Genomic DNA, 20,401 nt, shown 5'->3' with positions numbered 1-20,401 from the left:
GGTGCTGCTGGCGCGGCATCCGCTGCCGCCACCGCTCCACCCCGCCGTTCCCTGGAAATCTCATGTCCCTCGCATCTGCCGGCAACGGCTTCAGTATCCTGCGTCACCGCAATTTCGCCTTCTACCTTTCCGCCCGCGTGCTGGGCACGCTGGCCGTGCAGATGCAAAGCGTGGCCATCGGCTGGCAGGTGTACCAGATCACGGGCAGCCTGTTCGACCTGGGCTTGATCGGCCTGGCGCAGTTCGCCCCCTTCCTCGTGCTGATCTTGCCGGCCGGCCACGTGGCCGACCGCTACAACCGCCGCAACATCATCGCCTGGTGCCTGGCGGCCCAGCTGGCGTGCGCGCTGGCCTTGCTGGCCTTTACGCTGAGCGGGCTGTCCATCGTCTGGCCCGTGTTTGCCGTGCTGGTGCTGTTCGGCAGCGCGCGCGCCTTCATGATGCCGGCCACGCAAGCCGTGCTGGTGAACATGGTACCAACGGAACATTTCAGCCGCGCCGTGGCGCTCAGCTCGTCGAGCTCGCACGTGGCCATCATCCTGGGGCCCACCCTGGGCGGCTTGCTGTACTACTTCGGGCCCAAGGTCGTGTACCTGGTCTCGTCCGCGCTGCTGGTGGTGTCCGTCCTGCTGATGCGCGCCACCACGCCGGCACCGCAAGTGGTGAAACGCGAGCCCGTCAGCTGGCATACCTTGCTCGAAGGCTTGCGTTTCGTCTGGTCGAAACCCATCGTGCTGGGCGCCATTTCGCTCGACCTGTTTGCCGTACTGTTCGGCGGCGCCACGGCCCTGCTGCCTGCGCTCGCGCATGACGTGCTGCATATCGGTCCCAGCGGCCTGGGCCTGCTGCGCACGGCGCCAGGCGCCGGCGCCGCCCTGTGCTCGATCGCGCTGGCCATGTTCCCCATCACGCGCCGGGTGGGCGCCTGGATGTTCGGCGGCGTGGCCGTCTTCGGCCTGGGCACCCTGGTGCTGGGCAGCACCAGCTATTTCCCGCTGGCGCTGGCGGCGCTGTTCCTGATGGGCGCCGGCGACATGGTCAGCGTCTACATCCGCCACCTGCTGGTGCAGTTCGAGACGCCGGACGAAATCCGCGGCCGGGTCAGCGCCGTGAATGCCGTCTTCATCGGTGCCTCGAACGAGCTGGGCGAATTCGAATCGGGCCTGACGGCCGGCTGGTTCGGCCTCGTGCGCGCCGTGCTCTTCGGCGGCGCCGCCACCCTGGCCGTGACGGGCGTGTGGGCCGTGCTGTTTCCCGTGCTGTCGCGCATGGACCGCTTCCCCCACCACGAGAAGGAAGCAGCCGCCAGGACGGCCACCGCGACCGGCACATAAGGTCTAAGATGCGCTATTGCCACTGACGACTTCGCACCATGAAAATCACGCTTCCGTTTCACGGCTTCATCCGCAGCCGCCCCCACCTGAGCCTGGCCACGGCCATCGGCGTGGCGGCCGGCCTGCTGCTGCCCGCGTCCTGGCAACAGATGACGCGCCTGCTGACGGCGTGGAACGTGGCCGTCTGGTTCTACCTGGCGACGATGGCCTGGATGATGATGCGGGCCAACCACCACAAGGTCAAGGCCATGGCGCAGCGCCAGGATGAACGGGCCGCCACGGTGTTGTCGGCCCTGTCCGTGGCGTCCGTGATGAGCCTGGTGGCCATCGTCTCGCAGCTGTCCTCGATGAAGGACATGGCGCCGGACGAGCGCGCGCTGCACTACGGCCTGACGATCCTCACCCTGGTCGGCTCCTGGTTTCTCGTCGGCACCCTGTTCTGCTTTCACTATGCCCACCTGTATTACCAGGCCGACCCCGCCTTGCGTCCCCTGAAGTTTCCCGACGACGAGCAAAACCCCGATTACTGGGATTTCCTGTATTTCGCCTTCACCATCGCCGTGGCCGTGCAAACGTCCGACGTTTCCGTGCAGACGCGGCTGATGCGGCAAATCGTGCTGGGACAATCCGTGCTGAGCTTTTTCTTCAACCTGGTCGTGCTGGGACTGTCGATCAATATCGCGGCCGGTCTCATCAATGGATAAACGGCGGGGCTGACGGCGGCCCAAAAGATTCCGAGAGGAAACTTGACCTGGGTGTAGGGTTAAGCTCATCTTAATCGTGCGCACCCTCTTGAAATACGGGAAAGAGGAGTAAGATGGATTACGTAAGACAGGTCATGCACAGATCTGGTGCATGAGGCAAGAACCAGGCGCCGACGCGCCCTGGCAGCGGGTTTGACCACTGCCGTGCCAGGCGCCTGAGATGGGTTTTTTTTGAATTGACAGGAGTAAGCATATGCAAATCAATATTCATACCGACAGCACCATCGCCAACACCGCTGGACTGAACGAACATGTGCAATCCGTACTTGAAAACGCACTGAGCCGCTTCCGCGACAACCTGACCCGCATCGAAGTCCACCTCAGCGACACGAATGGCCCGAAAGGCGGCGCCGACGATATCCGCTGCGTCATGGAAGCACGCGTTGCTGGCTATCAACCAATCGCCGTGACCGAGCAAAACGCCACCGTGCACCAATCCGTTGCCGGCGCCACCGACAAACTGAAACGCGCCATCGATAGCGCCCTGGGCCGCCTGCAAGACAGCAAGCGCCACGCCACCGGCAAGAATGCCGTGATCGATGCGGCCGAAGCGGAAGAAACCGCCGAGTAATCCCCCCACTGCAGTATTTGCCAGAGACCAAGGCAGCCGTTCAAGGCTGCCTTTGCACATCTGGCCCCGCCTTTCGCATGCAGCAATAACAATGATCAAACTGCAAGCATTCCAGCTTATCAACACGACAAGGAAATAATTGTCGTATTTCTCACAGTAAGTAACATCAAGCAAGCTTTTGCCGTTACAGCCAAGGCCGCTTTACGCTATCATGAAGATACCGGCCCTCTGCTCGCGCGCGCCGGCTTTTTGAAAGTGTGATTGTGGAACAGATCGGCAACTTCAGCGCTTCAGGCTGCAACATCGGCGATTTACAGCTATTTCGCGATGGGGCGGATAGCCAGACGGCCGCCATGCTGGCGCCCTGCCCCGTCATGCGCCTCGAAGCGGGCGAAGCCATTGCCGACACCCAGGGCACCAGCCTGTACATCGTCCTGCGCGGCTCGCTGGCCGTGGCCGCCGACACCCACACGGGCATGGATGACGGCACCGTCAGCAAGGTCTTGCCCGGCGAAAGCGTGGGCGAACAATCGGTGCTCGACGAAGCGAGCAACCTGGCCGCCATTTCCGCCCTCGAGGAAACCGATTTGCTGGTGATCGACGCGGCCATCGTGTGGGAATTGATCGAGCAATCGAACGGCCTGGCGCGCAACCTGCTGCGGCTGCTGTCCTTCCGCATCCGCGCTGCCAATGCCCTGCTGCGCCGGCGCCAGAAACTGGGCGAGTTCTACCGCCAGCTGTCGATGGTCGACAGCCTGACGGGCCTGTATAACCGCGCCTGGCTGACCGATTTATTGCCGAACATGATAGTCACGGCCCACGGCAGCAACTCGCCCCTGTCGCTGGTGATGATAGACCTCGACCATTTCAAGCGTTTCAACGACACGCACGGCCACCAGGCGGGCGACCAGGCACTGCGCATCGCCGCGCAGGTGCTGGGCGCCGCCCTGCGGCCCACGGATTTTGCCGTGCGCTATGGTGGCGAGGAAATGATGGTGATCTTGCCCGACACCAACGAAAACGTGGCCCTGCGCGTGGCCGAGCGCCTGTGCGAGCGCATGCAGCAAGCCGTCATCTTCGCCGACATGCGCAGCCCGCTGCCGCACATCACGGGTTCCTTCGGCGTGGCCAGCCTGGCGGCCGAACAGGATGACGAGGGCCTGATCGCGGCGGCCGATGCGGCGCTGTACCGGGCCAAGGCGAACGGCCGCAACCGCGTAAGCACCTGATAAAAAGCCCATGGCGTCGTGGCATTTTCTCGCCGTACATTCGTACTGTCTTCGGCAATGCGCCTGGCCCTGGACATTTTCTCGGGCGCTTCCCGCACCTCAAGTAAGGATAATGCTCAGGCAGCCTTGCTGTCGGCCGGCTTGGCAGGCGTAGTTGGCGCCGCAGCGTCATCCTTCTTGCTGCTGTGCGCGGCGACGAAGTCCGCATAGCCCTTCTGCACCAGCGCGTACGTCTTGTCGATATTGCTGGCGATATCGCCTTGCAATACTTTCAAGCCGCCCAGAATATCGCGCGCTTCCTTGAAGCCTTTTTCCATCCCGCCGCTGATCGTGTCCATGAACTTGGTCAAGGCCGTGTCATCGTCCAGGCCGGGGTTCTGCTTTTTGAACGCGTCAAAAAACCCCGTCGACAGCGATACAATGCGGCTCGCCGTCGCTTCGGCGCTATTGTCCTGCGAGGCCGCGTTCTGGATCGTGTCGTCGCCGTACTGGCCCTTCAGCGCTTCATTGATGTTGGTGATGGCCGTCTTGTACAGCAGCGCCAGCGGTTCGTTTTCCGAACCGATCGACACATTCAGCGACGCCTGCATGATGGAAGCGTTCAACTGCAGCTTGGTGCGGTCGTTCACGCTCATTTCAGTGTTGACGCCGTCCTTTTGCTGGATTTTATCGTCCTTGCCAGCAACACCCGTACTGACGGAAGTCACGGAAGGAGCGGAATTGCCGCCTGCGGCGATGGGAATTGACACGATAGACCTCCTTGAACGGGCAATGTATGCCACCATGCGGGAAACGCGATGATGACCATCCTCTCGTGTAGTATCGGCAGGTTTTCAGAAAACTGAAGCGGCCCGGACAATTAAGATAACAATTAAGCAAGCAACGACCATCAATGACTACCCAGACCTTTCTTTGGCACGACTACGAAACCTTTGGCGCCCAACCGCGCCGCGATCGCCCGGCCCAGTTCGCCGCCATCCGCACGGATGCCGACCTCAACGAGATCGGCGACCCGATCATGCTGTATTGCCAGCCTGCCAATGATTTCCTGCCCGACCCGCAATCGTGCCTGATCACGGGCATCACGCCGCAGCAGTGTCTGCAGCTGGGCGTGCCCGAGCACCAGTTTGCCGCCACCATCGAAGCGGCGTTTTCGGAGCCGGGCACCATCGGCGTGGGCTACAACACCATCCGTTTCGACGATGAAGTCACGCGTTTCCTGTTCTGGCGCAACCTGATCGATCCGTATGCGCGCGAATGGAAGAACCATTGCGGCCGCTGGGACATCCTCGACGTGGTGCGCATGACGCACGCGCTGCGCCCGGAGGGCATCGCATGGCCGAAGCGCGACGATGGCCAGACCAGTTTCAGGCTGGAACACTTGAGCAAGGCCAATGGCCTGGTCCACGAAGCGGCGCACGATGCGCTGTCCGACGTGCGCGCCACCATCGCCCTGGCCCGCCTGATCAAGGAAAAGCAGCCAAAGCTGTTCGAATTCTGCCTGGCCTTGCACAAGAAGGACCGGGTCGCCAGCGAAATGGGCATGCACCTGGCCGCCGGCGAGCGCCAGCCTTTCCTGCACGTGTCCGGCATGTTCCCCGCCGAACGGGGCTGCCTGGGCGTCGTCTGGCCGCTGGCCACGCACCCGAGCAATAAAAACGAGATCCTCGTCTGGGATTGCGCCTACGATCCGCGCGAACTCTTTACCCTGGACGCCGACACCATCCGCACGCGGCTGTTCACGCGCAAGGACGCCATGCCGGAAGGCATGACCCGCCTGCCCGTGAAAAGCGTGCACCTGAACAAGTCGCCCATGCTGGTCGGCAATCTAAAGACGCTGTCGCCGGCCATGGCCGCGCAATGGGGCATCGATCTGGACGCGGCAAAGGTCAACGCGCAATTTGCCGCCGCGGCGCCCAACATGGATGCCATCTGGGCCGAAGTGTTCCAGCGCCCGGGCGCCAATGCCGCGCTGGACGTGGATGAAGATTTGTACAATGGTTTCGTCAGCAACGACGACCGCCGCCTGCTCGAATCCTTGCGCCGCGACACGCCGGCCAAGCTGGCCACGGCCCGGCCCTCGTTTGCCGACGAACGCCTGCAGGAGCTGCTGTTCCGCTACCGCGCCCGCAATTTCCCGCAAACCCTGAGCGAAGCGGAAAGCCTGCGCTGGGAACAGCACCGCGCCGCCCGCCTGTTCGACGGCGACGGCGGCGCCCGCACCATCGAAATGCTGTTTACGGAGATCGACGTGCTGTCGGAATCGGTCGATGAGCGGGGGGAAGAAATTCTGGGAGAGTTGTACGACTATGCGGAGATGGTCGCGCCCATGCGCGATTAGTCGCACCTGACCAAACCTGCTGCGCGTCGGTATAGGTGGCCTGCGATGCTCACCGTACTACAGTACGGTTGCGCTTCTCGGCCACCTCTCCCTTCCGCTCGCTACGGTTTTGTCAGGCGCTGTGTTGCTGACTATATATCGTTCTTAAACCGAACGGTGCGCATTGATCGCATCGCGCGTTTCAATGGCCACGCGGCGCGCCGCGTCGGCGAAATCTTCGCCCGCCTGCGGCGTGGCGTAGATGATGGCGCGCGACGAGCTGATCATCATGCCCATGCCGTTCGCCGTCTGGCCCGCGCCGACGGTGGCGGCGATGTCGCCGCCCTGGGCGCCGATGCCGGGCACCAGCAGCGGCATGTCGCCGACGATGGCGCGCACCTGCGCCAGTTCTTCAGGGAAGGTGGCGCCGACGACGAGCGCGCACTGGCCATTCTTGTTCCATTTGTCCGCCACCAAACGCGCCACGCGCTGGTACAGGGGCACGCCGTCCGTGTCGAGGAATTGCAGGTCCGAGCCGCCCGGGTTCGAGGTGCGGCACAGGATGATCACGCCGCGGTCTGCCCACGCCAGGTAGGGGTCGAGCGAATCCTCGCCCATGTAGGGGTTCACGGTGACGGCGTCGGCGCCGTAGCGCTCGAACGCTTCGCGCGCGTATTGCGTGGCCGTGGCGCCGATGTCGCCCCGTTTCGCGTCGAGGATCAGCGGGATGTGCGGATAGTTCTCGCGCACGTAGCGGCAGATGTCTTCCAGCTGCTTTTCCGCGCCCAGCGCGCCGAAATACGCGATCTGCGGCTTGAAGGCGCAGGCCAGGTCGGCCGTCGCATCGATGATGCGCGTGCAAAAGGTGGTGATTCCATCGGGCAAGTCGCGCAGTTCGGCCGGCAGTTTCGCCAGGTCGGGGTCCAGTCCCACGCACAGCAGGGAATTATTGGCCGTCCACGCGGCGGATAATTTAGTGATGAAATTCACGGCACACCTTCTCTATATTCAGTTGCAAACCCCGTATTGTAACGCGCCGCAGGCTTGCCACGGCGTCGCAGCGCGCCCAGGCGCCGCGGCCGGCGCTTATTAAACCGACATTACGGGCCGTTTCAGGTATATTTGCCTCACCTCCCTTACTCTGCACGGAACCCATCATGCAAATCACCAATCAATTCACCAAATGGCTGCGCCTGGCGCTGAGCGTCACCGTCCTGGCCGGCATCCTGACGGGCTGCGGCTACAACGACTTCCAGAGCAAGGACGAGGCAACCAAGGCCGCCTGGGGCGAAGTGGTCAACCAGTACCAGCGCCGCGCCGACCTGATTCCCAACCTGGTGAACACCGTCAAGGGCTACGCCACGCATGAGCGCGAAACCCTGGAAGCGGTGACCAAGGCGCGCGCCGCCGCCACCAGTTTCCAGATCACGCCCGAAGTGCTGAACGACCCGGCCGCCTTTGAAAAATTCCAGCAGGTGCAGGGTCAGCTGTCGTCGGCCCTGTCGCGCCTGATGGTGGTGTCCGAGAAATATCCGGACTTGAAGGCCGATACCAGCTTCCGCGACTTGCAGTCGCAGCTGGAAGGCACGGAAAACCGCATCACCGTGGCGCGCCAGCGCTACATCACCGCCGTGCAGGATTACAACGTGCATGCGCGCAGCTTCCCGAACAACCTGACGGCCATGATCTTCGGCTACAAGGTCAAGCCATCGTTCACGGTGGAAAACGAAAAAGCCATCTCGACCGCGCCAACCGTCAACTTCGGCAAATAAGATGAAAGCCTGGTCTTATCTGGCGGCGCTGGCGACGGCGCTGCTGCTGTGGACGACGCCACCGGCCGGCGCGCAGGGCTTGCAGCCCGTGCCGCCGCTGGCGGCCCGCGTGACGGATAACGCCGACATGCTCGATGCCAAGCAGAAAGCAGCGCTGGAAGGCGTGCTGGCCGATTACGAAGCCAAGACGGGCAGCCAGATCGCCGTGCTGCTGGTCAAGAGCACGGAACCGGAAGCCATCGAGCAATACAGCATCCGCGTGACGGATGCGTGGAAACTGGGCCGCAAGGGCGTCGATGACGGCGTGCTGCTGATGGTGGCGAAGGACAATCCCTCGTCCCTGCGCCGCCTGCGCATCGAGGCGGGCCGCGGCGTGCAAGGCGTGCTGACAGATGCGCAATCGAAACGCATCCTGCAGGACGTGATCGCCCCCCATTTCAAGCAAAACGATTTCTATGGCGGCCTGGTGGCTGGCGTGGGGGCGATTGCCACCCTGCTGAACCAGGAGCAATTCCCCGCCCCGGTCCAGCAGAAAGCGCCGGCCACCGTGGAAGCGGGCGGCATGACCTTCTGGCTGCCCTTGCTGTTCTTCGGTTTTCTCGTCGTGCTGACCCTGTTCCGCTCGCGCGGCGGGCCTACGCGGCTGCAGCGCGGCAGCAACTGGTCCAGCGGCGCCACCGGTGTCGTGCTGGGCAGCATCCTGAACCAGGCGCTGAACAACCGCGGCGGCGGCGGCTTCGGCGGCGGTGGTGGTTTTGGCGGTGGCGGAGGCGGCGGTGGTTTCGGTGGCGGCGGCGGCGGTTTTGACGGCGGCGGCGCCTCGGGAGATTGGTAATGACGAAACAACTGACATTCGGACAACGCTGCGGACGGGCCCTGAAGCATTTGCGGGGCACGCCCGCGACGGCGCGCCAGGCCTTTCCGGAACGCACCCTGAAAGCCATCGAGACGGCCATTGCCGACGGTGAAGCGATGCACCAGGCGGAAGTGCGCCTGATCGTCGAGGCGGCCCTGACGCCGGGCATGGCTTACCAGGGCGTGAGCAACCGCGAGCGGGCGCGCGAACTGTTCGCCCAGTATGGCGTGTGGGATACGGAAGACAACGTTGGCATACTGATCTACATCAACCTGGCCGAACATCAGGTTGATATCGTGGCCGACCGCAACGTGGGCCGGCGCGTCACGCCGGAACAGTGGCAAGCCGTGTGCCGCACCATGACGGGCGGCTTCAAGGACGGCAATTACCACGACAGCACACTCGATGCCTTGAAACAGCTCAACACCCTGCTGCAAAGCCACTTCCCCGCCAACGGTACGCGTGGCAACCAGTTGCCGAACGAACCCATCCTCCTCTGATTCCTGTCCAGGGATTAAAATCTGCCATTGCCGCGCGCAATGGCAGCGCGCCCCACCCGCCCAGGAGAGCACATGAAACTGATCAATAAAACCGCCATCGTCACGGGCGCCACGCAAGGCATCGGCCTGGCCTGCGCCACCCGCCTGATCGCCGAAGGGGCGCAAGTGATGCTGGTCGACATCAAGGAAGAAGGCGCGCAGGCAGCCGCCGCCCTCGGCCCGCAGGCGCATTTCTTTTGCGCCGACGTCAGCCAGAAGGCGGATGTGGACGCCATGCTGAAGGAAACCCTGGCCCAGTTCGGCCACATCGATATCCTCGTCAACAATGCGGGCGTCACGCACGCGGCCGATTTCCTCGACGTGTGCGAAGATGATTTCGACCGCGTCATGCGCATCAACCTGAAATCGATGTTCCTGTGCGGCCAGGCCGTGGCGCGCGAAATGGTCAAGCGCAGCAGCGGCTGCATCATCAACATGTCCAGCGTCAACGCGGAACTGGCGATCCCGAACCAGGTGCCGTATGTGGTGTCGAAAGGCGCCATCAACCAGCTGACCAAGGTCATGGCCCTGAACCTGGCGCCGCACGGCGTGCGCGTGAACGGCATCGGACCGGGCACCATCCTGACGGAACTGGCCAAGCAGGCGGTATTGTCCAGCCCGCAGGCGCGCCACACGATCTTGTCGCGCACGCCGCTGGGCCGCTGCGGCGAACCGGAGGAAGTGGCCGGCATCGCCGCCTTCCTCGCCAGCGACGACGCCACCTACATGACGGGCCAGACCATCTATGTCGATGGCGGGCGCATGGCGCTCAACTACACGGTGGCCGTGAAGGAATGAGGACAGCTCAAGGCAGTTATATCAAAAACCAATAATGGATATCTGAAAAGACCATTAGACACATATCGTGCGACGCAGCATAATGCACCTGTCTCCACTATTCTCCTCCAAGAAAATAGTTTTAAGCCCGCTTTCACCAGCGGGCTTTTTTTTTGCTGTCACGCTTGAAACATGGTCATTCTTGCCATGACGTGCAATTTCCTCGATTAAATATCTCGATCGCGAAAAAATGTTGCGGCGTGTCATAAGCCCGTCATGTTCGCCCCCTATACTTGCTTCATCTGCTGTACAGGCAACCGATATGCCTGACTACAGACAGGTGTGCCGCCATGGCACACCACTCCCCTTTCATGACCATGGCGCGCGCCGGCAAGGCGCGCGACATGGTGAGTACCAGGCAACTCTCAACTCTTGACCCATTTCATTTGGGTTTTTGGCCCGCGCCCCCGCGGGCCTTTTTTTTGCCTGTACGGCAAGCTCTTGTGCAAAAACATGGCGTCCCGCCACGCGCATGATATTGTGACTGCCTTTCCACCAGCCCTCACGCATCATGCCTGTACCATTGCCCGAACTCTGTTTTGCCGAACGTTACGAACGCCTGCGCTACCGCACGGCAGTGGTGCTGTACATACTGGTCATTGTGATCGGCGATATTCCCGGCATGCGCGCGGACGTGGCCCAATATGCGTCGGGCGGCGTGCTGCATTCCTTCGGTTATGGCGTGCTGGCCCTGATCCTGTTCAGCGGCACGAGCGGCGGCATGGCACGCCGGGCACTGCTGTCGGTGCTGATGGTGGCGGCCATGGGCGCGCTGGACGAATTCATCCAGAGTTTCCTGCCCTACCGCCATGGCGCCGTCAGCGACTGGGTGGTCGATGTCACGGCCGCGACGGCAGTCTGCCTGCCCCTGTATTTCCTCTGGCCGAAAATGGTCGCTGCCGCCCTCGGCAAGAACGCGCCGCTGCCCGAAGCCTGAACCGGGGCCTGACAAGCCGTCAGGCGCGATCCGCTTCGCTGTCCTGCCATTCCAGCCGCAACTGCCGCTGGCCGCGCGTACTGCCTGTGCCCAGGCGCCGCATCAGGGCACGCGTCTCGCGCCGGCTGCCGGCGCCCACGGCGCGCGCCGCATCGCGCTGCATGTCCAGCAACTGTTCCGAGCGCGCCAGCCGCACCAGGCCATGCAAGGCCTGGGCCAGGACATGGCGCGCGCGGGCATCGTGCGCAGTGCCGCCCACGGCCAGCACCAACTCATCGATCAGTTTTGCGGTAGGACCAGATGACATTTTTTCTCCCGATTCAGCAGTGAGGAAACGTGCTGGAGCACGAACGAATGATTGCCAGCATCTTTATACCAAGCACGGCAATTAGCCCATTGATCTAGCTCAATGGGCAATGACAGCTGCCGAACATCCCTGCCCCGCCATGCTCTTACATGCAGCAATCGCTGCCATCCGCATCACCGCGGGTGCCGATCCTGAGTGTTCGACCATGAGGAGACCAAGATGAGATCGAAAAAAACCCTGCTGCTGGCCGGCCTGAGCTGTATCTTGCTGGCAGCTTGCCACGCCAACGACAATACCAATCTGGCACGCAGCAATAGCGGCGAAACCTATGCCGCACCGGCCGGCACGACGCCGCAAAGCAGTACGGCCAGCCGCACGGCCACCGACACCGGCAACGCCATGAGCAGCAGCACGAGCAGCGACATGCGCAATGACATGAGCCCATCGAGCATGAACATCAGCTCGGCCACGGTGCAATCGATAGAAACCGTGCCGCGCAGCATGGATCAAGGCAGTGCCGACATGCAGTCAGGCACATCGGGCACGGCCGGCAGCACTTCGGGGGCGGCGGGCAATATGCTCTACCGCGTCACCTTGCGCCTGGACGACGGCACGACGCGCACCTTCATGCAGAACAGCCAACCAGCCTTCCAGATCGGCGACCGGGTCAGCGTGCAAAAAGGCGTTATGCAGCGCTATTGAGACCGGCCCAAGCGCGACTGACCAAAGCCTGACCAACGCCTGACCAAAGCCGGCCGCTGTCCCGGTTCCGGTCCCGGCCTCTGTCTCGCTGCCGCACCTGGCCCGCTCAGGCCAGCGCCAGGGTCAGCGGCCGGCGGCGTCCCTGCACCACGGCCGAGGGCCAGGCCGGGTCGTGCGTCAGGTTGTGCAATTGGTTGCCGTCGAGCAGAAACGTGTCTTCCACCGTACTGCCGGGCAAGCTGGGATGGAAGGCCAGCGCCATGCCCCGCTTGAGGAGGATTTCCGTGTGCGCGCCGGCCGCCACTTCGGGCGCCAGATAGCCGTGGATGCCGCCTTGCCGGCTGGTGCGCACCGTGTCGGGCTGGCCCGCATACGCGTAGGCGCTGTCGAGCGCGTGATACACCATGCTCAGCGCATGGCCCGTTTCGCAAGCGTCGAGCGCCACCGCTTCCAGCGCCAGCATGGCGGCATCGGCATCGTCCATGGCCACGGCCCCGCCGTCGGCGCGGCGCTGCGCGGGACCGAAGCGCCGTTGACGGCTGAGGCTGGCGCACAGGCCGAAACGCCGCGCGCACAAGGCCAGCACGGCTTGCGTGCCCAGCAGCACCTGGGCAGGCGGTGCACGCCGGTAACGGTGCTGGCGGTCCTCTCCGCTGACCAGCACGTGCACGGCCTGCAAACCCCGCAGCCACAGCGCACGCACGCAGGCGGCAGCCAGTTCCTGCTCGCTCCAGTCGGGACGGGCCTGGCGCAGCGCATCCGCCGCCGCGCCGGCAGCCAGTTGCCCCACCTGCCGGTAACGCAGTTGTTCCGATTCCAGCAGCACCAGCCGCTCTTCGCGCAGGGCCACGGGCAGGCTACGTTCATGCAAGCCGGGCCGGTCGGACAGCACGGGCGCGCCGCCGGCCGCATGCTGCACGAAATGCTCGCGCAGCTCATACAGCTGCGGCTGCATCCAGGGCGACACTTGCCATGTCCACGGTCCGCGCACCTCTTCCTCGCGCATGCGCATGGCTTCCGCTTCGTCCGTCAGGATGTAGGCTGCGCCGCGCGTCACCAGCACTTCCGCACAGCCGCACTCGGCCGTGTGGCTATGGCTGTTCGACGCGCCCGCCGTAGCCCACGCAAACCAGTCCACGCCGCGCAAACGCACGGCGCCAGCACGCTGGTCTTCCAGCCAGCCCCGCATCTGCGCCAGCTTGTGCGCCACTTCCAGTTCCAGCGGCCAGTTCATGGCCACTCCCTGCCGCGCACCGGACACGCGCATGTCTCCAGCCCGCAGGCTGCCTGCCAGGCTCCTTGCTTGCTATGCATAACTGCCCTCCCATCCATGGAGACATATGACAGGTACACACGAAAAAAGTTCGGCGCCCGGACTAGTCCCAAGCTTGCAGTCTATGACTTCCTTCTATTTTTTCAAGCGGCTATTTCGCCAGTTCGATGAGGACGGCCGTGTACATCTGCAAGTTCAGCAGCAGCTGCTTTTCCGTGATGAACTCGTGCTCCGAATGCCCCGTGTACACGGTGTGCGGCATGGCGGGGCCGAAGCTGACGGCGTTCGGGAACAGCCGCGAATTGGTGCCGCCGCCGATGGCAACGGGCTGCGGATTCGCCATGCCCGTGTAGTGTTCGAAGACGGACAACAGGGTGGGAATCTGCGGCGCCGCCGTCTGCAGCCACGGCTCGCCGATCTGCACCTGCAGCGCGGCCGGCACCTGGCGCCGCGCTTTCCAGCCATCGAAGGCGGCCGTCACCTGCTGGCGCAGCACGTCGGCTGCCTTGCCTTGCGGACGGCGCAGGTTGATGTTCAGTTCCAGCGCTGCGCCCTGTTGCCTGAGCACGGTGGGCGCCACCGTCATCGGCCCCATGAAGCCGTCGCGGTAGGCGATCTGGCCGAAACGCTCGCCGTAGATGCCCGTGCCCACCAGTTCATTCAGGAACGACAACATGTCGGCCGCCTGCGTGCCCTGCCATGGCTGCACGGCCAGCGCGTCGGCCAGCATGCTGATGGCGTTGACGCCGTCTTCCGGCTTCGACGAGTGGGCCGATACGCCCAGCGCCGTTACCGTCAAGGTATCGCCAGCGCGCGCGTAGCTGTAGCGCATGCCCTTTTGCGCCTGCGCACGGGCGCGGATGGCCGCTTCCAGCGCTGCCGGCGCGCGTTCGATGACGGCCGTCGCATCTTCCGGTATCTGGCTGCCGAAAAAGCCGCCCGTCAGTTTCGCCAGCACGGGGCCGCCTGCGGCCGGCAAGGCCGTGCGCGGCGGCAAGGTCAGCTTGATGGAGCCATAGCCCTTCTCGGCCGTCACCACCGGGTATTCCGCATCGATGGTGATGTTGACTTGCGGCGGCGTGTGGGTCTGGAGGAATTGTTTCAGCGGTTCCCAGTCCGATTCCTCGGCCATGTAGACGTACAGCTCGATGCGCTTGCTCAGCGCTACCTGTTTGTCCTGGATGGCTTTCATCGCGTACAGGGCCGTGGCAATCGGTCCCTTGTCGTCTTCCGTGCCACGCCCCAGCAACTTGCCCGGTTCGCTGCTGCGGTCCAGTTCGAACGGCGAACGGGCCCACTTGGCGGGATTGACGGGCTGCACGTCGCCGTGCGTGATCACGCCCACGCGCTCGCTGCCCTTGCCCATGCCGATGATCACCACGTGGCCATGGTCGTGGAAATCGAAACCCAGGCGCTGTGCCTCGGCCGCCAGGTAGCGCTTGAAACCCGTGTGCTGGGGATTGTCGTCAAACGGCACGGCCGGGTCGGCCACCGTGTTGTAGCTGATCATCTTCGCCAGGCTGGCGATCAGCGGTTCGGGATAGGTGGCCAGCGCGTAGCGGGCCGTGTCCTGCGCCTGCAGGCTGACGGGCGCGGCGTGAACGGAGGGTTGCAGCAGCAAGCCGATCAGGGACAGCAAAACAGGTTTCTTGAACATGGCGGGGCGCATAAAGTGGGGAGGCCCACTCTAGCACCGCCCGCACCGATTTCCAATCGATACGAGTTTTTTACCGATCAGTACGCAAATTCCCGATTCGCATTATCATGTGCGCAGCCTGTCTTCCCCGCCGCGCTGTCATGGGTGACCCTGCCAGCGTCAGGGGATAGACAAATCGTCCATTGTGATTTTCCACCACGTCCCGATATCGCTACCATGATTCCATTTTCCATACTCGACCTGGCGCCCATCGCCGAAGGCAGCAACGCCAGCCAGTCGTTCAAGAATACGCTCGACCTGGCGCAGCACGGCGAACGCTGGGGCTACAACCGCTACTGGCTGGCCGAACACCACGGCATGCCCGGCATCGCCAGCGCCGCCACGGCTGTCGTCATCGCCCATGTGGCGGCCGGCACGAAAACCATCCGCGTGGGTGCAGGCGGCGTCATGCTGCCCAACCATTCGCCGCTGGTCATCGCGGAACAGTTCGGCACCCTGGAAGCGCTGCATCCGGGCCGCATCGACCTGGGCCTGGGCCGCGCGCCCGGCTCCGACCAGACGACGGCGCGCGCGCTGCGCCGCGACCTGCAGTCGGATGCGGAACAGTTTCCGCAAGACGTGCTGGAATTGATCGATTACATGTCCGACGAACCGCGCCAGCGCGTGCTGGCCGTGCCTGGCAAAGGCGCGAAAGTGCCCGTGTGGATACTGGGGTCGAGCCTGTTCGGCGCCCAACTGGCCGCCCACCTGGGCTTGCCTTATGCGTTCGCCTCGCACTTCGCGCCGCAAATGATGATGCAGGCCGTGGCCTATTACCGCGAGCATTTCAAGCCGTCGAAGCAGCTGGCCAAGCCATACGTGATGCTTGGCTTTAACGTGTTTGCCGCCGACACGGATGCCGAAGCGCATCTGCGCGCCACATCGATGCAGCAGGCGTTCGTCAACCTGCGCACGGGCCGCCCGTCGCGCTTGCAGCCGCCCGTGCCCGGCTACCTGGAACAGCTGGGCCCGCAGGAACGCGCCATGCTCGATTCCGTCCTGTCCTGCACGGCCATCGGCGCGCCGGACACGGTGAAGGCGAAGATGGCCGCCTTCATCGCAGAAACGGGTGCCGACGAGCTGATGATCACCTCGCAGATCTTCGAACACCAGCACCGGCTGCGCTCGTATGAAATCACGGCGCAGGTGCATGCGGAGCTGGCGCAGCAACGGTAACAGACCTTTTCTTCCTCCCCCGGTATATCCCCATATACCCTTTCCCCGGCCGTCGGCAACGATCGCCGGGATTTTTTTGCCTGCCGTTTTGTCTACCCCCCGCCGCAAAATCGGCCCTGCCCGGCAGGAAATGTGCAGCCCCGCTATCATGCTCATCCAAAAGCATTATTCCAAGAAAGCTGTACCGCATGAAATCTGCAAGCTCTTCCGTCGATGCCAGCACCCTGCTGAGCTCCACCCGCATCCTGTTGTTCGCCCTGTCCGCCGGCGTGCTCGTCGCCAGCCTCTACTACGTGCAACCGCTCACCTCCATGCTGGCCGCTTCGTTCGGCGTCAGCGTGCCGCAAGCCGGCTACCTGGTCACGGCCACGCAAATTGGCTATGTGCTGGGCATCGTCTTCCTCGTGCCGCTCAGCGACGTGCTGAACCGCCGCAAGCTGCTGACGTGGATGCTGATCGCCAAGATCGCCGCCCTGCTGCTGGCTGCCACCAGCCAGAACATTGTCGTCTTTGCCATCGCCAGCGTCCTGATGGGCATCACGTCCAGCGCCCTGATGGTGGTCACCGCCATGGTGGCCTCGTATGCGCCCGACCACAGCCGGGGCCGCATGGTGGGCACCGTCATGACGGGACTGTTACTGGGCATCTTGCTGGCGCGTACCGTGTCCGGCACCGTGTCGCAGATCAGCGGCGGCTGGCGCACCGTCTACGTGCTGGCCGCCATCGTCGTCGCAGCCCTGCTCCTCATGCTGCGCCGCATCCTGCCCAATGAAGCGCCACGCGGCACGCTGCACTACGGCAAGCTGATGGCCTCGCTGGCCGACATCATCCGCCAGGAACCGCTGCTGCGCCAGCGCGCGCTGTTCTCGGGCCTGGGCCTGGGTACCTTCAGCGTGTTCTGGACGGGCCTGACCTTCCTGCTCAGCGGCGCGCCGTATCACTATTCGGAAATGCAGATCGGCCTGTTCGGCCTGGCGGGCGCCACGGGTGCCTTTGCCGCGAATACGGCAGGTCGCATGGCCGACCGCGGCTATGCGCGCCAGGCAACCTGGCTGCTGGCCGTCGCCTCGATCGCGGGCTGGGCCCTGATCGGCTTTGGCGCCCATTCGCTGGTGCTGCTGCTGATCGGTATCGTGCTGCTGGACATGGGCGTGATGGGCCTGCAAGTGACGCACCAGTCCATCATCTATAAGCTGGCGCCGCACGCGCGGGCGCGGGTCACCACGGTATTCATCGCGGGCGGCTTCATCGGCGCCTCGGCAGGCTCGGCCCTGGCCAGCGCCAGTTTTGCGGCCGGCGGCTGGCCCGCCCTGTGCATGGTCGGCGGCGCCATGCCGCTGCTGATGCTGCTGGTGTGGAGCAAGTACCGCCACACGCAGCGCCGGCTGGAACGGACATAAGAGGCAAAAAAAAACCGCTCCATCGAGCGGTTTTTTACGTCCTTACTGCGCCTGTTCGCGCGCCTTGCCGAACGCGTCGCCCGCCTTCCAGGCCGGCATTTTCGCGGCGTTGGCCACGGCCTGCCCCAGGTTCAGCGTGAATTGCGCCTGCTGCGTCATGCCGGACAAGTCCCAGCTGGCATCGTACTCGTCGGTGACCTGATGGTAGCGGGGACCGTAGGCGGCCGCCTTGGCTTTCGACGCTTCCACGTCCTTGATGTACTCGCGTCCGCCATTGATGGAAAACGCGGGCACGCCTGCCTTGGCAAAGCTGAAATGATCGCTGCGGAAGTAGCCGCCCGCCAGGTCGGGACGCGCTTGCGCGATATGCATGCCCATGGCTTTCGCCACCGTGGCCGCCATGGCGCCCAGGTCCGTGCGCTCGCTGCCTTGCGCGCCGATGTCATGCGTGGCGCCCACAAAGTTCAGGCTGTCCAGGTTCAGGGCGGCAGCCGTCTTGTTCAAGGGCCACAGCGGATCGGCCGCGTAGGCGGCGCTGCCCAATAAACCCTGTTCTTCGGCCGCCACCCACAGGAAAATCTGCGTGCGCTTGGCCGGCTTTTTCACGGCTTCCTGCGCCATGGCCAGCAAGCCGGCCGTGCCCGACGCATTGTCGACGGCGCCGTTGTAGATCGTATCTCCGCTGTCTCCCTGCTTGCCCAGGTGGTCCCAGTGGCCGCTGTAGATGACGGCTTCATCCTTGAGTGTCGGATCGGTGCCCGGCACCATGCCGGCGATATTGAACTGTTCCACCTTGCGCACGGCGGATTTCATTTCGCCGCTCAAGCTGGCATTCAATGCGACAGCCTTGAAATCCTTGCTTTCCGCCTGCGCGCGCAAGGCGTCCAGGTCCTGTCCACCGGCCGCAAACAGGCGGCGCGCCGCGTCTTCCGCGATCCAGCCTTGCAGCGGCGTGCCAGCCGTGCGGTCCGCCAGCTGGAAGCGCTCGCTGCCGCTCCAGCTGTTCTGCACCACGCTCCAGTCGTACGAGGCCGATGGTTTCGTATGGATCAGCAATACGCCAGCGGCGCCCTGGCGCTTGGCTTCCTCGAATTTATACGTCCAGCGGCCATAATAGGTCAGCGCCTTGCCGGCGAAGCGGTTCGGTTCAAGCGCGGTCGGCTGCGGGTCGTTGACCATCATGACGACGATCTTGTTTTTGACATCGGCGCCCTTGAAATCGTTCCAGCCCTCTTCCGGCGCCGTGATGCCATAGCCGACGAACACGAGGGGCGCGTCGAACGTGTGCGCGGCAACGGAGTCGCCCGTGGCCCACACCCAGTCCGGACCGAAGGCCAGCGGCACGGCCTTGCCGCCCGCCACGGCCTGCAGGCTGCTGTCTTGCGGCAAGGACTTCACGCCGGCAATTTGCACGCTCTGGCGGTAGCTGTTGCCGCGCACGGGTTTCAGTCCGGCCATCTGCGCCTGCGTTTCCAGGTAGGCCACGGTCAGGTCGGCGCCACGCTGGCCCGTGCCGCGGCCTTCCAATAAATCGTTCGACAGGAAGGCCAGGTGGGCGCGCAGCGGCGCTTCCTGCACGATGGGCAAGCCGTGCGCGGCAGGCGCGGCGGCGTGCGCAGAAAACGCCAGCGCCAGGCTGGAAGCGAGCGCCGTGAAGGCCAGGGAAGAAAACAGCTTCTGCATAAGATCCTTTTGATAAGAGGAGGAAAGCGGTCCGGCGGATAGCCGGGCCGGCGATTGTATGCCATGGCGCAAGCACGTCAAAATGCGGACGAAAAAAATCCCCGCGGCAAGGGCGGGGATGGGCGATGGACGCTGCGTCAGACCAGCAAGGCGGCCGCCAGCGATTCGATTTCCTCGGCCGATTCCTCGAGGATGGTGTGCAGGGTGCTGCCGCCGATGCCGAAGTCGATCTTCGCGGCCGCCTGGCGACGCGCGGCGCTTTCCGGCGGATGCAGGGGCGAGCCGACGGGCGACAGATCGTTGGCCAGCACCAGGGTCGCACCCAGGGTGCGGGGCGGGAACGGGCTGCCGCCGTGCCACATGCCTTCCACGGCCTGCAAGACCATGTCCGGCACTTGCAGCTGGCGCAGCACGCCGCGGCCGATCAGTTTTTCGCCGTATTCGATCCAGTCTTCCGTATTATCGTCCAGCAAGCCCGGATATTCCTCGGCGCGCGACAGCAGATAGAAGCCGCCCACTTCGTGCACGATGGCGGCAAACATGGCCGTTTCCACGTCCACATGCGTGACTTTCCTGGCAATCACCTGGCTCAGCGCGGCCACGTGGGCCGTGTGTTCCCACAGCTTGGCCGCCTTGGCGCGCAATTGCGGGTCCGTGATCTGGCTGCCCAGCTGGCGCACGATGACGGACGCCACCATCGACTTCAACGTGGCAAAGCCCAGGCGCGAAACGGCTGCGCGCACATTGGCGATTTCATTGCCGGAACGGTTGTAGGCGGCCGAGTTGGCCAATGCCACGACCCGCGCCGACAGCAGCGGCTCGGCCATGACCATGCGGGCGGCCGCTTCGATATGGCAATCGGGGTCGTCCAGCGCTTCCTGCAGCTTCAAGGTGGCCTTGACGTTGGCGGGGAACGTCAGCTCGCCCTTGCTCGCTTGCAGCGCGATAATCTTGAATACTTCCAGTCTATCCATGGGTCAATCTCCGGTACGGGCCTGTTCAGGC

At 63.8% G+C, this 20,401-nt stretch carries 20 protein-coding genes; 13 read left to right on the top strand and 7 right to left on the bottom strand.

Going from position 1 to position 20,401, the window contains the following annotated elements; translation table 11 throughout:
• Positions 1-62 precede the first annotated feature (62 nt).
• From GCN75_RS17340 to GCN75_RS17325, 4 genes are all read left to right on the top strand, one after another.
• The gene (locus GCN75_RS17340) at positions 63-1,334 is read left to right on the top strand and encodes an MFS transporter (protein WP_152283575.1); all 1,272 of its coding nucleotides are present in this window, start codon (positions 63-65) and stop codon (positions 1,332-1,334) included.
• A gap of 38 nt (positions 1,335-1,372) precedes the next feature.
• On the top strand, positions 1,373-2,038 hold the full coding sequence (locus tag GCN75_RS17335; protein ID WP_152283574.1) for a DUF1345 domain-containing protein: 666 nt from the start codon (positions 1,373-1,375) through the stop codon (positions 2,036-2,038).
• A 253-nt stretch (positions 2,039-2,291) separates the two neighbouring features.
• Entirely contained in the window at positions 2,292-2,669 is a 378-nt protein-coding gene (locus GCN75_RS17330) for an HPF/RaiA family ribosome-associated protein (RefSeq protein WP_131374005.1), read from the top strand.
• Between the two features lie 263 nt (positions 2,670-2,932).
• Entirely contained in the window at positions 2,933-3,898 is a 966-nt protein-coding gene (locus tag GCN75_RS17325; protein WP_152283573.1) for a GGDEF domain-containing protein, read from the top strand.
• Positions 3,899-4,014: 116 nt separating this feature from the next.
• On the opposite strand, the gene GCN75_RS17320 is transcribed toward GCN75_RS17325, so the two are convergent.
• Positions 4,015-4,647: a DUF5610 domain-containing protein gene (locus GCN75_RS17320; RefSeq protein ID WP_226941443.1), complete on the bottom strand. Its 633-nt coding sequence runs from the start codon at positions 4,645-4,647 to the stop codon at positions 4,015-4,017.
• A 143-nt stretch (positions 4,648-4,790) separates the two neighbouring features.
• On the opposite strand from GCN75_RS17320, the gene sbcB reads away from it, so the two are divergent.
• Positions 4,791-6,239, top strand: coding sequence for an exodeoxyribonuclease I (gene sbcB / locus GCN75_RS17315; protein WP_152283572.1), 1,449 nt, complete (start codon positions 4,791-4,793; stop codon positions 6,237-6,239).
• Between the two features lie 144 nt (positions 6,240-6,383).
• Here the strand turns inward: sbcB and pyrF are convergent, their stop codons facing one another.
• The gene (gene pyrF, locus GCN75_RS17310; protein ID WP_152283571.1) at positions 6,384-7,208 is read right to left on the bottom strand and encodes an orotidine-5'-phosphate decarboxylase; all 825 of its coding nucleotides are present in this window, start codon (positions 7,206-7,208) and stop codon (positions 6,384-6,386) included.
• Between the two features lie 167 nt (positions 7,209-7,375).
• Between pyrF and GCN75_RS17305 the strand changes: the two genes are divergently transcribed.
• The 5 genes from GCN75_RS17305 (at position 7,376) to GCN75_RS17285 (ending at position 11,159) form a co-directional block, all read left to right on the top strand.
• Positions 7,376-7,990: a LemA family protein gene (locus tag GCN75_RS17305; RefSeq protein WP_152257261.1), complete on the top strand. Its 615-nt coding sequence runs from the start codon at positions 7,376-7,378 to the stop codon at positions 7,988-7,990.
• Between the two features lies 1 nt (position 7,991).
• A complete protein-coding gene (locus tag GCN75_RS17300) occupies positions 7,992-8,825 on the top strand; it encodes a TPM domain-containing protein (protein ID WP_152283570.1) in 834 nt (277 codons plus the stop codon).
• Complete coding sequence (locus tag GCN75_RS17295; RefSeq protein WP_152257263.1) at positions 8,825-9,346, top strand: TPM domain-containing protein; 522 nt, start codon at positions 8,825-8,827, stop codon at positions 9,344-9,346. The genes GCN75_RS17300 and GCN75_RS17295 overlap by 1 nt, the downstream gene beginning before the upstream one ends.
• 72 nt (positions 9,347-9,418) lie before the next feature.
• Positions 9,419-10,183 carry an SDR family NAD(P)-dependent oxidoreductase gene (locus GCN75_RS17290; RefSeq protein WP_152283569.1) on the top strand — a complete coding sequence of 255 codons (765 nt, stop codon included), beginning with the start codon at positions 9,419-9,421 and terminating at the stop codon, positions 10,181-10,183.
• A 550-nt stretch (positions 10,184-10,733) separates the two neighbouring features.
• On the top strand, positions 10,734-11,159 hold the full coding sequence (locus GCN75_RS17285; RefSeq protein WP_226941442.1) for a VanZ family protein: 426 nt from the start codon (positions 10,734-10,736) through the stop codon (positions 11,157-11,159).
• 19 nt (positions 11,160-11,178) lie between these two features.
• Here GCN75_RS17285 and GCN75_RS17280 read toward each other — a convergent pair whose 3' ends face one another.
• Entirely contained in the window at positions 11,179-11,466 is a 288-nt protein-coding gene (locus GCN75_RS17280) for a hypothetical protein (protein ID WP_152257265.1), read from the bottom strand.
• A 219-nt stretch (positions 11,467-11,685) separates the two neighbouring features.
• Here GCN75_RS17280 and GCN75_RS17275 point away from each other — a divergent pair, with 219 nt between their 5' ends.
• Positions 11,686-12,168 (top strand): hypothetical protein, encoded by a 483-nt coding sequence (locus GCN75_RS17275; protein WP_152283568.1) that lies wholly within the window; start codon positions 11,686-11,688, stop codon positions 12,166-12,168.
• A 106-nt stretch (positions 12,169-12,274) separates the two neighbouring features.
• Here GCN75_RS17275 and GCN75_RS17270 read toward each other — a convergent pair whose 3' ends face one another.
• Positions 12,275-13,402 carry a M24 family metallopeptidase gene (locus GCN75_RS17270; RefSeq protein ID WP_152283567.1) on the bottom strand — a complete coding sequence of 376 codons (1,128 nt, stop codon included), beginning with the start codon at positions 13,400-13,402 and terminating at the stop codon, positions 12,275-12,277.
• 190 nt (positions 13,403-13,592) lie between these two features.
• Positions 13,593-15,098 (bottom strand): dipeptidase, encoded by a 1,506-nt coding sequence (locus GCN75_RS17265; RefSeq protein ID WP_152283566.1) that lies wholly within the window; start codon positions 15,096-15,098, stop codon positions 13,593-13,595.
• Positions 15,099-15,314: 216 nt separating this feature from the next.
• Here GCN75_RS17265 and GCN75_RS17260 point away from each other — a divergent pair, with 216 nt between their 5' ends.
• Together GCN75_RS17260 and GCN75_RS17255 are read left to right on the top strand one after the other, a co-directional pair.
• Positions 15,315-16,313 (top strand): LLM class flavin-dependent oxidoreductase, encoded by a 999-nt coding sequence (locus GCN75_RS17260; protein ID WP_152283565.1) that lies wholly within the window; start codon positions 15,315-15,317, stop codon positions 16,311-16,313.
• 188 nt (positions 16,314-16,501) lie between these two features.
• The gene (locus GCN75_RS17255; RefSeq protein ID WP_152283564.1) at positions 16,502-17,713 is read left to right on the top strand and encodes an MFS transporter; all 1,212 of its coding nucleotides are present in this window, start codon (positions 16,502-16,504) and stop codon (positions 17,711-17,713) included.
• Between the two features lie 42 nt (positions 17,714-17,755).
• Here the strand turns inward: GCN75_RS17255 and GCN75_RS17250 are convergent, their stop codons facing one another.
• Both GCN75_RS17250 and GCN75_RS17245 read right to left on the bottom strand, forming a co-directional pair.
• Entirely contained in the window at positions 17,756-19,396 is a 1,641-nt protein-coding gene (locus GCN75_RS17250; protein WP_152283563.1) for a M28 family peptidase, read from the bottom strand.
• Positions 19,397-19,533: 137 nt separating this feature from the next.
• Positions 19,534-20,370 (bottom strand): HDOD domain-containing protein, encoded by an 837-nt coding sequence (locus tag GCN75_RS17245; protein WP_099379493.1) that lies wholly within the window; start codon positions 20,368-20,370, stop codon positions 19,534-19,536.
• Positions 20,371-20,401 lie beyond the last annotated feature (31 nt).

Origin of the sequence: Janthinobacterium violaceinigrum (assembly GCF_009208555.1) — a bacterium.
Lineage (GTDB): Bacteria > Pseudomonadota > Gammaproteobacteria > Burkholderiales > Burkholderiaceae_D > Janthinobacterium > Janthinobacterium violaceinigrum.
The sequence above is the reverse complement of the archived record's forward strand: the minus strand, read 5'-3'. Positions and strand labels throughout refer to the sequence as shown.